At 40.3% G+C, this 12,283-nt stretch carries 13 protein-coding genes; all 13 read left to right on the top strand.

Going from position 1 to position 12,283, the window contains the following annotated elements:
• On the top strand, positions 1-2,019 hold the full coding sequence (locus BC349_RS05570) for a site-specific DNA-methyltransferase (RefSeq protein ID WP_187255727.1): 2,019 nt from the start codon (positions 1-3) through the stop codon (positions 2,017-2,019).
• Positions 2,020-2,024: 5 nt separating this feature from the next.
• The gene (locus BC349_RS05565; protein ID WP_187255726.1) at positions 2,025-4,979 is read left to right on the top strand and encodes a type III restriction-modification system endonuclease; all 2,955 of its coding nucleotides are present in this window, start codon (positions 2,025-2,027) and stop codon (positions 4,977-4,979) included.
• 32 nt (positions 4,980-5,011) lie between these two features.
• Positions 5,012-5,923 carry a DUF5655 domain-containing protein gene (locus BC349_RS05560; protein WP_187255725.1) on the top strand — a complete coding sequence of 304 codons (912 nt, stop codon included), beginning with the start codon at positions 5,012-5,014 and terminating at the stop codon, positions 5,921-5,923.
• 15 nt (positions 5,924-5,938) lie between these two features.
• A complete protein-coding gene (locus tag BC349_RS05555; protein WP_187255724.1) occupies positions 5,939-7,999 on the top strand; it encodes a Piwi domain-containing protein in 2,061 nt (686 codons plus the stop codon).
• A gap of 40 nt (positions 8,000-8,039) precedes the next feature.
• A complete protein-coding gene (locus BC349_RS05550) occupies positions 8,040-8,345 on the top strand; it encodes an ArsR/SmtB family transcription factor (protein ID WP_187255723.1) in 306 nt (101 codons plus the stop codon).
• A 73-nt stretch (positions 8,346-8,418) separates the two neighbouring features.
• Positions 8,419-8,655, top strand: coding sequence for a thioredoxin family protein (locus BC349_RS05545; RefSeq protein ID WP_187255722.1), 237 nt, complete (start codon positions 8,419-8,421; stop codon positions 8,653-8,655).
• 10 nt (positions 8,656-8,665) lie between these two features.
• Positions 8,666-8,863: a hypothetical protein gene (locus BC349_RS05540; RefSeq protein WP_187255721.1), complete on the top strand. Its 198-nt coding sequence runs from the start codon at positions 8,666-8,668 to the stop codon at positions 8,861-8,863.
• 24 nt (positions 8,864-8,887) lie between these two features.
• Positions 8,888-9,346 carry a rhodanese-like domain-containing protein gene (locus BC349_RS05535; RefSeq protein ID WP_187255720.1) on the top strand — a complete coding sequence of 153 codons (459 nt, stop codon included), beginning with the start codon at positions 8,888-8,890 and terminating at the stop codon, positions 9,344-9,346.
• Between the two features lie 69 nt (positions 9,347-9,415).
• The gene (locus tag BC349_RS05530) at positions 9,416-9,721 is read left to right on the top strand and encodes a hypothetical protein (RefSeq protein ID WP_187255719.1); all 306 of its coding nucleotides are present in this window, start codon (positions 9,416-9,418) and stop codon (positions 9,719-9,721) included.
• A gap of 10 nt (positions 9,722-9,731) precedes the next feature.
• A complete protein-coding gene (locus tag BC349_RS05525) occupies positions 9,732-10,709 on the top strand; it encodes a permease (RefSeq protein ID WP_187255718.1) in 978 nt (325 codons plus the stop codon).
• Between the two features lie 10 nt (positions 10,710-10,719).
• Positions 10,720-11,118, top strand: a complete 399-nt coding sequence (locus BC349_RS05520) for a nitrophenyl compound nitroreductase subunit ArsF family protein (RefSeq protein ID WP_187255717.1) — start codon at positions 10,720-10,722, stop codon at positions 11,116-11,118.
• 1 nt (position 11,119) lies between these two features.
• Complete coding sequence (locus tag BC349_RS05515; RefSeq protein WP_187255716.1) at positions 11,120-11,827, top strand: aromatic aminobenezylarsenical efflux permease ArsG family transporter; 708 nt, start codon at positions 11,120-11,122, stop codon at positions 11,825-11,827.
• A 2-nt stretch (positions 11,828-11,829) separates the two neighbouring features.
• Complete coding sequence (locus BC349_RS05510) at positions 11,830-12,279, top strand: DinB family protein (protein WP_187255715.1); 450 nt, start codon at positions 11,830-11,832, stop codon at positions 12,277-12,279.
• Positions 12,280-12,283: the final 4 nt, after the last annotated feature.

Below are 12,283 nucleotides of genomic sequence, written 5' to 3'. Positions count from 1 at the left end.
ATGATAAAGGACAGCATACAACAAAACGAAAACACCACACCCAACAGCAGGCAACTGGCAGTGCTAAAAGAACATTTTCCAAGCTGCTTTAAATCGGATGGCAGTTTTGATGTGGAGCGATTCAAAGCCGAAATAGCTGGTACAACCAATGTGGTACAGGAAGGGTATGAACTGAAGTTTTTGGGTAAGAGCTATGCCAAGTTGCTGGCCAGTACCGAAGCTACCACTGTTATACAGCCCAATGAAGCCCATAACAGCCTGCCCGAAAACGCCAACAGCGAAAACATTTACATCAGTGGCGATAACCTGGATGGATTGAAGCATTTGTTGAAATCATATAACGGGGCTATTAAATGCATTTATATAGACCCGCCTTACAATACGGGCAGTGATGGCTTTGTATATGCCGATAACTTTAACTACACCAAAGATACCCTACAAGAAAAACTAAGTGTGAGCGAAGATGAGGCTGAACGTATTTTAGACCTTACCAAGCGGGGTTCTGCCTCTCACAGTGCATGGCTCATGTTTATGTACAGCCGCCTGCTGCTGGCAAGGGATTTATTGAAAGATGATGGTGTGATTTTTATTTCTATTGATGACAATGAGCAGGCAAACCTGAAACTGCTATGTGATGATGTATTTGGTGAGGAAAATTTTGTAGCGAATGTGATTTGGCAAAAATCAAAGAAAGGTGATGCGAAACTTATTGCAACAACTCATGAGTACATGCTTTTCTACGCAAGATCAAAGAGTGCGATTTTAGAAAAAGGTGTTTGGCGAATTAAAAAGCCAGGTGTTGATGAGGTTCTTGACTTTTATTCCGAACTAGTTATAAAGTATCAATCAGATCATGACGTCATTTCAAAAGAAATGCAGAAATGGTATTCATCATTACCAAAGTCTGATGTAAGGACAAATCACAAACATTACAAGTATTCAGATGGCAGAGGGTTGTATTTCGCAGCAGATTTTGCAGGTCCAGATGATGGAAGAGAATCACGGCCCAGATATGACATAATTCATCCTATAACAGGTAAGCCCTGCAAGAAGCCTTCTACCGGTTGGCGTTGGGATGAAGACCGTACAAAGAAGGCTCTTGCTGAAGAACCACCACTTATACATTTTGGACCAGATGAAACAACAATTCCATGCAGAAAAAGTTACCTGAAGTTTATTGATAGCGAACCTGCCTCAACCGTATTCTACAAGGATGGAAGAACAGCGACTTTATCCGTAGAGAGTTTAACTGCCAGTGGTGTATTCAGCTTTCCGAAAGATGTAGATATAATAGCTGGTTATCTAAATTTGATTGGTAGTTCCGATTCTATTGTTCTTGACTTCTTTTCTGGCTCTGCTTCCACTGCTCATGCCGTGTTGCAGGCAAATTTGGAACATGGTTCAAAAATGAAATTTATATCTGTACAGCTACCGGAGCAACTTGACTCATCCAATTCATCTCAAAAAGCTGCCTATGAATTCCTCAAAGAAAACCACCTGCCCACCACCTTAGATTACATAGGCATTGAACGAATCAAACGGGCAGGCGCCAAGATAAAAGAGGAAAACCCGGATAAGGAATTGGATTTGGGTTTCAAACATTACATCCTGCAAGAGCCTAACCAAAACACGTTAGACAAGTTGGATAGTTTTGACAAGGCAGGTATGTTGGCAGATACCACCATCATGGAAGAATTTGGCAAGCCCACCATTTTGGCCACCTGGCTCAATGCAGATGGTTATGGCCTTACGGCACAGGCAGCAGCCATTGATCTGGCCGGGTACACAGCTTACTATTGTCAAAAGCATTTGTATTTAATTGACCCGGGCTTTACACTGGAAAGCATGAAAGCCCTGTTAAGCAAGTACGATGCGGAAGGACATTTCAATCCGGAAAACATGGTATTGTTTGGCTATAGCTTCCCGGATTGGAGCATCAATGAAATGATAGAGAAAAACCTTCGCATCCTCAACGATGGAGAGAAGAATTTAAAAATCAACTTTACCGTAAGATACTAACAGCTATGGAACTGATATTAAAAAATGATTTGCCCCACCAGGTAAAAGCATACACGGCCATAGCCAATGTACTCAGTAACGATTTAATACAGAAGAACAGTCTATATTATCAAAACCCTACGCTGTTGTTAGACAGGCAGGCATTGATGACCAATTTGGCCATAGTTCAAAAAGACAATAACATACCGGCTGAGTACAAAGCATTCAATGAAATAGGCAGCTACCTCAATCTGGATATTAAAATGGAAACCGGCACAGGTAAAACCTATGTGTACACGGCTGCCATGTTTGAGCTGCACAAACGCTATGGAATCAACAAATTTATTGTGGCAGTGCCCACACTGGCCATTAAAGCAGGTGCTAAACAGTTTATGCAGGATGGCTATACCAAGCGGCATTTCAAAGATCAATGTGGCTACGGTACAGAATTAGATGTATTGGTGCTGGAAGCTACCAAAAAGAAAAAGGGAAAAAATTACTTCCCCGGAGTGGTGAGAGAGTTTGTTGCAGGCAGTAGCCAGAATACCAATAAAATCTATGTATTGCTCACCAATATGAGTTTGTTGGGCGGCACTTCCAAATTGCTTACAGATAGTTACGACTATGGTGTAGAAGGTTTTTATAAACCCATTGAAGGGATTAAAGCTACCAAGCCATTTGTGATTATTGACGAACCGCATCGTTTTAGTAAAACTCAAAAGGCATACGAATTTATTGAGAAAAATATTTGTCCGCAGGCCATCATTCGTTTCGGAGCAACCTTCCCTGAAATAGAAACCGGAAGGGGAAGGAATAAGATAAAAAGGAAAGATTATCACAACCTTTTGTATGATTTGAACTCGTTTCAGGCATTTAACCAAAACCTGATTAAGGGCATTGCCAAAGAGCACTTTGAGCCGGTAAGCCAAAGGCAGGATAAGGTTAAGATCATGAGTATTCAAAGTAAAACAGCAGTAAAGTTTAATTTGATCCAACAAGGCGGCCCAACCAAATCATTTGAGTTAAAAAAGGGTGATTCTCTGGGCTTGATAGCTACTGAATTAGAAGGTATTATTATTGAAGGTATTTCTACCAGCACGGTTGAATTGTCAAACGGTCAGGTAAAGTCTACCGGTGAAGAATTTAGTACAGATATTTATTCTACCTCCTACCAGGAAAGCATGATTCGGCTGGCGCTGGAACGCCATTTTGAAACGGAACGCATCAATTTTACCAGGAACAATAAAATAAAAACTTTAGCCCTGTTTTTTATAGATGATATTTATTCGTACAGGGTAAATGAAGGTCAGGATAAGCAGCCTTATCTGAAAGAAACCTTTGAGCGTTTGCTGTTAGAGAAAATTAATGCCGTACTACCTACGCTGAATGAGCAGGAACAGGAATACAAAGACTACTTACAAGCATCAAAAGCAGATTTGAATGCTACGCATGCAGGATATTTTTCGCAGGACAACAGCAGTTCTGATGAGGCTATAGCCCAGGAGGTTCAGGAAATATTGTATGAGAAGAAGAAACTGCTTGCTATTAAAGATGAACAAGGTAAGTTTAATACACGTAGGTTCCTTTTTTCTAAGTGGACATTAAAAGAAGGATGGGATAATCCAAATGTATTCACCATTGCCAAACTAAGAAGCAGCGGCAGCGAAAACAGCAAAATACAGGAAGTAGGAAGGGGTTTGCGTTTGCCGGTAGATGAGTATGGCAACCGTATTTCTAATGAAGAATTTAAGTTGAATTATGTCATTGATTTCACGGAAGCAGACTTTGCAGAGGAATTAGTAAAAGAAATTAATGGTGATTTACCACAGGGCTTTACAATCACTGATGAAAAGTTAGCTGAGGTAGCTGCCAAACGGAATATGGATGTTGATGATTTGTTTGTTGAGTTACTCAGCAAGAAATTTATTGACCGCAATAAGAACATTAAAGCCGAGAATATTGATTCATTCTTTGAAGCATACCCTGAGTTTACCGTAGGCTTACAGCAAGGCAAGGTTGAAGACCGCAACAAAAAGAAGGAACGGAAAATTAAAATCAGAAAAGCGGTTTACGATGAATTAAAAACCTTGTGGGAAGAAATAAACAGCAAGTATATTTTGCACTACGAGAGAGTTGAACAGAATGATTTCCTCTTTAATGAGTTATTGGGGTTACTCAAAAACGGTGTATTCTCAGATACTTATATAACTAGCAGGCGGGAAGAATTGAATACAACCGGCTCACGGGCTACAGTGAATGAAGACTCAGGGGTACAGTTTAAGATAAGCAAGCCATTGCCGTATAATGAGTTCTTAAAGCGTATCAGCCGCCAAACAAATCTGTCCATTCAACTGCTTCATACTGTTTTAACGGAGTATGCAAAAGAAAACAACATTTTGCCCGATAGAATCAATGAGCAAAGTGCTGCCAACTTTGTAAAACTGTTTCATGATTGGAAGGTAGAGAAATTGAGTGGCAGGTTCAGTTATTCAAAAGCAAACCTTCCCGTGAAGGCAACTGCACTCACTTTTTCAGATGGTACGCCCAAATCCGAAATTACACAAGGGGTAATAGGAACAAAATTCATTGAAGGCACTCCATCTGAAAAATATCTGTATGATGTATATGCTTTCGATTCTCCTTTAGAAAAAGACAATTTGCTGGTAGATGGTATTCAGGAAATTATTGTGTACGGTAAAATTCCAAAAAGCAGCATTGCTATACCTACTATCACAGGTCAGTCATACAGCCCGGATTTTATGTATGTAATCAAAAAGGATAATGGCGAAAAGATTCTGAACGTAATTGTTGAAACAAAAGATGTAGAGAATCAAACCTCTCTCAGAGGTATTGAACAGGCGAAAATAGATTGTGCAAAGGTGTTCTTTACCCAATTAACTATTGATGGGTATAAAGTGGAGTTTCAAACCCAATTAAATAACAAAAAAATCAGGCAGATAATTGATGAGGTTCTTCAGTAATCATTTTTGTAATAACCAAACATGACATAGATATGGCTCTATACATAAATCACACCGGCAAACTCAAGGAGGTAAAAGAAAAGCCCTTCAAATTGGAAAAAGACATCCAGAAAGTGTTTGAAGCCAATCTGTATGAAATTATGGGCTTGGAATTGGTGAAGAGTGAGTTTACTATCAAAAACAAGCGTATAGATACGTTGGCTTATGATACACAGGCTTCCGCCTTCATTATCATTGAGTACAAGCGGGACAAGAATATCAGTGTGGTGGATCAGGGTTTTACCTACCTGAGCCTGATGTTGGAAAACAAAGCGGATTTTATTGTGGAGTACAACGAAAGTCTGAAACGCAACCTGAAACGGGAGGATGTGGATTGGAGCCAAACAAGGGTAGCTTTTGTATCTACAAACTTTACCGACAACCAGGTGCAGGCAACAAACTTCAAAGACATTGCCATTGAATTATGGGAGGTGAAGCAGTTTGAGAATGATACCATCATGATCAATCCCATCAAGAAATCAAATGCGGCTGAAAGTATCAAGCCATTAACCCAGAATAAGGAAGCCCTGAAAAAGGTAACCGAAGAAATTAAGGTGTACACAGAAGAAGAGCATCTGTCAAAAACCAGCGAAGCCATTGCCGAATTGTATGAGAAATTCAGGCAGGGAATATTGCAGTTGGCTGATGAAATTGAGATCAAGCCCAAGAAGATGGAAATTGGTTTCAGAAAAGACAGCAAAGTGTTTGCAGATATATGCATTCTGAAAAACTCGCTGAAAATATGGATTAACCTAAAGAAGGGAAAATTAGATGACCCCAAGCAGCTGGCAGAAGATGTTTCAGAGAAGGGGCATTGGGGCAATGGTGATTATCAAATTCAGGTGGATACAGATAAAGACCTGGAGTATATCATGAGCTTGATTAAACAATCTATAAAACAATAATGAAAACGGTCGAATATGCAAGAACAAAACCTATTCTTCAATATACTCACTTTTGACTGGCCAAAGCAGCCGGTTACTTTTTATTTTCATGAAGAAGAACAGGATAAGTTTCCACGTATTCACAGGTCATTATTCCCTAAGCAAATAGCCGACATTTTCCCGCAGGTCGCTACAAACCCGGTCAAAGAGTTTATCTCATGTGCCTTCACAGGTGAAGCCGAGGGCTTCACACCGTTGGATATAGATTTTAAAACGGACAATCCCGACCTCATTAAGCGGTTTTACAACAAGCAGATTGGTTATTACTTCCGTAAAGTAAGGGATAAGATTGTAAAGGTCGGTTTCATCAAAGAGAATCAAATTTGGATGCCTGTGCCAAAGGAATCGAACGCACAATACAGCGTGTATGATAAATATACCCTCAAGGTCCAGCTTTGCACCGTATCAGGCTTTCCGGAGATTCACCTGTCTTATGATGGCAAATCAAGAGTGAGCAAAAAAAGCATTGCCGTGTTGATACAGGATATTGCTCCCGAAAACTTTAATTGGGTGCTGTACGAGAACCAGCTTTGGAAGTACGAAACGCTGGACAAGAAAGAAGATATTGATTACAAAAAGGCATACCCTGTTTTAGGCAGAAGATTAAAAACAGCGATGGGCTTTCCTGCGGAAGCCCCGCCCCGTCATAACAGGTACACCGAATACCTCAGGAACATCGAAAAATTCTACAAGGACTATTTAGATACCGATTCGTTCCGGGATTTTATACCACTGCATACCACAGGCTTTTTGCCCGTAAACACCACAAGGTTAAACTACACTTCACCCGATAGCAACAAGTTGGCATTTGGCACAGGTCAGGATATTGTGCCGTTTAACGGAGTGAAAACCTATGGCCCATTTAAAAAAGCTCCTTACAATAAGGTGCATTTGTTTTTTATTGTCCATCGGGATGATATAGAAACGGCCAAAAGATTGAAAACCTATTTCCAGTCAGGGCTCAAATTCTTCAAAGGCTTATTTGACTTCTCCAAAGTGCTGTTTCACACCAGTGAAGGATTCAGCATAGCCTTTACTGACAAAGAGAATCCCATTGCCGAAATTGAGCAGAAGCTATCGCAGCGTACCATCGACCCAGATGTAAAATACATTGCCATTTACATTACTCCATACAACAAGTACGAAGCCGACCTGCAGAAAAGAGAGATATACTACAAAGTGAAAGAACTGTTGCTGAAGCGGAGAATTACTTCCCAGTGCATAGAGGCAAATAAGGTAATTGAGCAAGGCGAAAACTATGTGTACAGCCTGCCAAACATTGCTGTCGCAATATTGGCCAAGTTAGACGGCATTCCCTGGCGTTTGAACACTCCCATCAGGAATGAGTTGATTGTAGGAGTGGGTGCATTCAAGCATATAGCAACGGATGTTCAATACATAGGCTCAGCCTTCAGTTTCAACAATACAGGCGGGTTCAATCGCTTTGAGTACTTCATGAAGCATGAAGTAGATGTACTGGCAGGTTCTATTTCCAGAGCCATCAGGGATTACGCAACAGTCAACAACAGCCCCGACAGGCTAATCATTCATTTCTACAAAACCATGAATGAGAAGGAGCTTGAACCCATTGAAAGGGCATTGGCCGATTTAGGGCTGGATATACCGGTGTTTGTAGTCACCATCAACAAAACAGAATCCGAAGACATCGTTTTGTTTGACAGGAACTGGCCGGAGTTAATGCCCATGAGTGGCACGTATGTGCATATAGGAGAGAACAGGTATTTGCTTTGCAACAATACCCGTTACTCAGCCGCTGGCTTCAATAAGAATGATGGCTTCCCCTTCCCGATTAAGTTAAAAATTGATTGCACCGACAAAACACAATTAACAGAAACCAAAGTGGTAAAAGAACTCATAGACCAGGTATATCAATTCAGCCGCATGTACTGGAAATCAGTGCGGCAGCAAAACCTTCCGGTAACCATCAAATACCCCGAAATGGTGGCCCAGATAGCCCCCCATTTTGATGGTGATGAAATACCTCAGTACGGAAAGGATAATCTTTGGTTTTTGTAAATTCAAATATTGTTCGTACTTTTGCGAATAACTATTTACAATGCCGGTAGCTACAAAAGCAAACTATTTTACGAAAGAACAGGAACAGGCAGCCCGTTTTGCCAAGGCATTAGGGCATCCTGTAAGGATTGCTATTCTGCAACTGCTGAATTCACAGGCTTGTTGTTTTCATGGCGATATGGCCGATGAACTACCCATAGCTAAATCAACCTTATCGCAACATCTCAACGAGCTGAAGGATGCCGGTTTGATACAGGGAAATATCACTCCGCCTACCGTTAAATATTGCATCAATAGGGAAAATTGGGACATTGCTAAAAAACTATTGAACGAAGTACTGGAGTAAAAAAATTTACACATGATGTTCGTCATTTTGCGAACTACGAACAATTGATAACTTTGCACAAATAAAAAGAAGTATGAAAACGATAAAAGTATTAGGCCCCGGTTGCCCCAAATGCAAAACCACCTACAACAATGTGTTGGAGGCCGTAAAGCAAACAGGTGTGGAAGCTGAGGTGGTAAAGATTGAGGACATTGAAGAAATGATGAAATACAATGTGCTCACCACACCGGTGCTGATGATAGACGATGTGGCTAAAGTAAAAGGCCGTATTGCAGATGTGAACGAGATAAAAGCATTGCTCACTCAATAATAGGTATAATATGAAAACCTATGTAAGCTATGTGATACAGGACGATAAAGGGCACGTACACAAAGCAGATGTAGTAGAAACACAAAGCCCGCCTTATACTTTCAATTCCGATCCGCAGGTAGCTGCCGTGATGGAATGGGCCGAAGAAAAAAAGAAAGCATTACCGCAAAATCAGGAATTGATTATAACCGGCATGTACAAAGTTTAAAACCACTTACAATAAATACTACCAATGGAGACAAAACAAACACTGGTCAATGAAATCTGCCCCACCACTACCCAGGCATGGGTAAAGAGAGGTGCATTACTGGTTGATGTTCGTGAAAAAGACGAAGTAGAACAACTGGCTTATGATGTACCCAATTTGGTACACATTCCCCTCAGCGAATTTGAAATCCGATACAAAGAACTGCCTTTTGACAGGGAAATGGTTATCGTTTGCCGTGGCGGTGGCCGCAGCTTGCGGGCTGCCGGTTTCTTAATCAATAATGGTTACGACCCGCTGAAAGTGGTGAATATGAAGCACGGTATTATCCGTTGGGTGCAAAAAGGTTTTCCAACAAAAGGCGATACCACAACCGTTACAGGAAGCAATACTTCTACCGGTTGCTGTGGCAGCACTGCACCGAAAAAGGAAACCAATTCATGCTGCGATAGCAGCCCAAATTCAGATGGAAGCAAATGTTGTTAATTAAGCAGAATTAAATAAATCATGATGGAGAAAATTAACCCCTTCCCCAGGAAGAATATACCGGCCTATATGGCCGTAATGGGTGCTATGCTACTGGTTAGCATTGTGCTGTGGGCGGTTTACATCTATATTAAAACCGGTGTAATTAGCTTATCTCAATTTTCAACCTACGCCACCGAGCTACTCTTCAGTATAATGATGGTAATGAGTGGAATGATGATCATGTTTATTGCTTCTTTACTCAATCTGCGAAAAATGAAAAAAGGCTGGGAAGCAATGGCGGAGGGTAAGCGGGAAGTGAAAATTCCCGAAGTGTGGTGCCCGGTTCTTACCTCGGCAAAGGAAGCTGCTGAAAAATTTATTCAAACAAAATAAAATCCCATAGATGTTCGACTGGTTACAATCATTCTCCGACTGGCTAATATATTCCGTTTTTGGCATTGAAAATCATAGCAAATTGGGGGATACGCTTAATTTTTTTGTATTTGATACCATCAAGATTTTTATCCTGCTTGCAGGAGTTACCCTTTTAATGGGCATTATTAACTCTTATTTTCCCATTGATAAGGTTCGTGCTTTTTTAACCAAACGTAAATGGTACGGCCTGGATTATTTCGTAGCCTCCTTCTTTGGAACCATTACGCCATTTTGCTCCTGTTCCTCGGTGCCATTATTTGTAGGCTTTGTTAAAGGCGGCATTCCGCTTGGCGTAACATTGGCATTTTTAATTTCTTCTCCATTGGTGGATGCTGTAACAGTAGCTATATTTTTTGGCATGTTCGGATTGAGGATTACCCTTATTTATGTGATAAGCGGCATCGTTTTATCAATGATTGCCGGATACATATTGAGTAAGATGAAATTAGAATCGTTGCTCACCGATTGGGTAAAAGAATTGCTCAAAAACAAACAGGTAGTCGATAGGAATTTTGAGGAGAAACCTCCTAATTTCTTTCAACGAATACCGGCAATACTTAAAGAAGCCGGAGGTATTATTCAAGGTGTTTCATTGTACATATTAATTGGTATTGCAGTTGGTGGTTTAATGCATGGCTACATCCCTACAGGATTTTTTGAGGGGTACATCAGTAAGGACAATCCATTTGCAGTTCCCATTGCAGTAATTATAGGCGTACCAATGTACAGTAATACAGCAGGTATTTTACCCATCATGCAGGTATTGGTAGAAAAGGGAATACCGATGGGAACGGTCATTGCATTTTCCATGGCAGTGGTTGGCCTGTCAGTACCGGAAGGGCTATTACTTAAAAAAATAATGACAACAAAAATGCTGATGATATTCTTTGCAGTAGTTACTGTTTGTATCATCATATCGGGTTACTTATTCAACAACATTCTATAAATCAATTTTCATGAAGCAAATAGCATTCATTCTGATGGCCGTTTTCGCAACAATGACCATTACAAAAACAAATGCACAAACCGGAAAGCAAACTGCTGCTGCCATCATTCAGGTCATACAGTTCCACTCAGAGCATCGTTGTGTTACATGCATGAAAATTGAAACGCTCACAAAAGCCACTTTGGCAAAATCATTTCCATCCATCCCATTTAAACTCTACAATGTGGATGATAAGGCAAATGTAAAATTTGCAGAACAATTTGAAGCCACCGGCACTGCTCTGTTCTTGTACAACCCTAAAACAGGAAAGAAAAAAGACCTTACTGATTTTGCATTTATGAAAGCAGGCGATGAAATGAAGTTTGAGGCAGAACTGAAAAAGTATATAGAAGACTTTATAAAAGGTTAATATGGATTGGTTAAACGAACTGGCTCAAAACAGGGAAGCTCCCTTATTGGCAGCATTTGCATTGGGCCTGCTTACAGCAATTAGCCCATGCCCGCTGGCAACCAATATAACAGCTACAGCTTACATAGCTAAAACAATCACCAGCAGGAAGAAAGTTTTATTGAGTGGTTTATTATACACATTGGGCAGAATGTTTTCTTACACCACACTGGGAGCCATCATTTATTTTGGAGCCAGTAAATTCCAGGTGGCAAAATTATTCCAGGGTAATGGTGAGAAATTTATTGGTCCGATAATGATCATTATTGGTTTAATCATGCTGGGTGTTATCAAACTCAACTTTCTTTCCCAGGGCAATTTAACCGACAGGCTTTCAGAAAAATTTAAAGATAAGGGATTGCTGGGCTCTTTCTTGTTGGGTGTTGTTTTTGCATTGGCATTTTGCCCCTATAGTGGTGCATTGTTTTTTGCCATGTTAATACCAATGACTTTATCAGCTTCGGCTGGTATAGGATTGCCTGTTGTATTTTCTATTGGCACAGGTTTGCCGGTTATCTTCTTTGCCTTTGTAATTGCATTCAGTATGGAAAAATTAGGTATGTATTTTAAGGCTATTTCCAAATTAGAGAAAGTTATGAGGATTGCGGCAGGTATCACCTTTATAATAACAGGTTTGTATTATCTGAATATTTATCTCAAAATAATTTAACCGTGACTATTACAGAATCATACCTGCAAACATGGGTAGAAGCCCGTACAAGGTTTACCAATTTATTGAAAGATATAAAGGAAGAAGATTTGAAAAAGAAATTGGCGAACACTAAAAACAGTGCAGGGTTCCTTATTCGCCACATTGGCGATGTAGAATTATTATTTGCCAAGAATGTATTTGGTGCAACCGAAATTAAAGTGCAAGCTAAAACGGTAATAGCACAACACGATACAGGTGAATGGACAAACATTGTTGAGTTACTGGAATACGAGCAATATGCTTTTGATAATTTGAAAGCAATCATTGAGAAGCAAAGTGATGGAGATTGGCAGCAATCAATAACCACCAAAGAGTTTGGCACAAAAACGAAAGCTGAAGCCATAGGCAGAATTATTTCTCACACTGCTTATCATGCCGGGCAATTATCCCTGACATTGAAATACGCATAGAATT

The sequence above is a fragment of the Flavihumibacter stibioxidans genome, from assembly GCF_014332695.1.
Taxonomy (GTDB): Bacteria; Bacteroidota; Bacteroidia; order Chitinophagales; family Chitinophagaceae; genus Flavihumibacter; species Flavihumibacter stibioxidans.
Note: the sequence above shows the minus strand (reverse complement) of the source record. Positions and strands in the feature narration are given on the sequence as shown.

Bases quoted from the DNA above. Each gene is read 5' to 3' on its own strand.
- BC349_RS05555 (WP_187255724.1), top strand. From the start codon at position 5,939: ATGCAAGAACAAAACCTATTCTTCAATATACTCACTTTTGACTGGCCA.
- BC349_RS05545 (WP_187255722.1), top strand. From the start codon at position 8,419: ATGAAAACGATAAAAGTATTAGGCCCCGGTTGCCCCAAATGCAAAACC.
- BC349_RS05535 (WP_187255720.1), top strand. From the start codon at position 8,888: ATGGAGACAAAACAAACACTGGTCAATGAAATCTGCCCCACCACTACC.
- BC349_RS05565 (WP_187255726.1), top strand. From the start codon at position 2,025: ATGGAACTGATATTAAAAAATGATTTGCCCCACCAGGTAAAAGCATAC.
- BC349_RS05560 (WP_187255725.1), top strand. From the start codon at position 5,012: ATGGCTCTATACATAAATCACACCGGCAAACTCAAGGAGGTAAAAGAA.
- BC349_RS05550 (WP_187255723.1), top strand. From the start codon at position 8,040: ATGCCGGTAGCTACAAAAGCAAACTATTTTACGAAAGAACAGGAACAG.
- BC349_RS05540 (WP_187255721.1), top strand. From the start codon at position 8,666: ATGAAAACCTATGTAAGCTATGTGATACAGGACGATAAAGGGCACGTA.
- BC349_RS05525 (WP_187255718.1), top strand. From the start codon at position 9,732: ATGTTCGACTGGTTACAATCATTCTCCGACTGGCTAATATATTCCGTT.
- BC349_RS05520 (WP_187255717.1), top strand. From the start codon at position 10,720: ATGAAGCAAATAGCATTCATTCTGATGGCCGTTTTCGCAACAATGACC.
- BC349_RS05515 (WP_187255716.1), top strand. From the start codon at position 11,120: ATGGATTGGTTAAACGAACTGGCTCAAAACAGGGAAGCTCCCTTATTG.
- BC349_RS05570 (WP_187255727.1), top strand. From the start codon at position 1: ATGATAAAGGACAGCATACAACAAAACGAAAACACCACACCCAACAGC.
- BC349_RS05530 (WP_187255719.1), top strand. From the start codon at position 9,416: ATGGCCGTAATGGGTGCTATGCTACTGGTTAGCATTGTGCTGTGGGCG.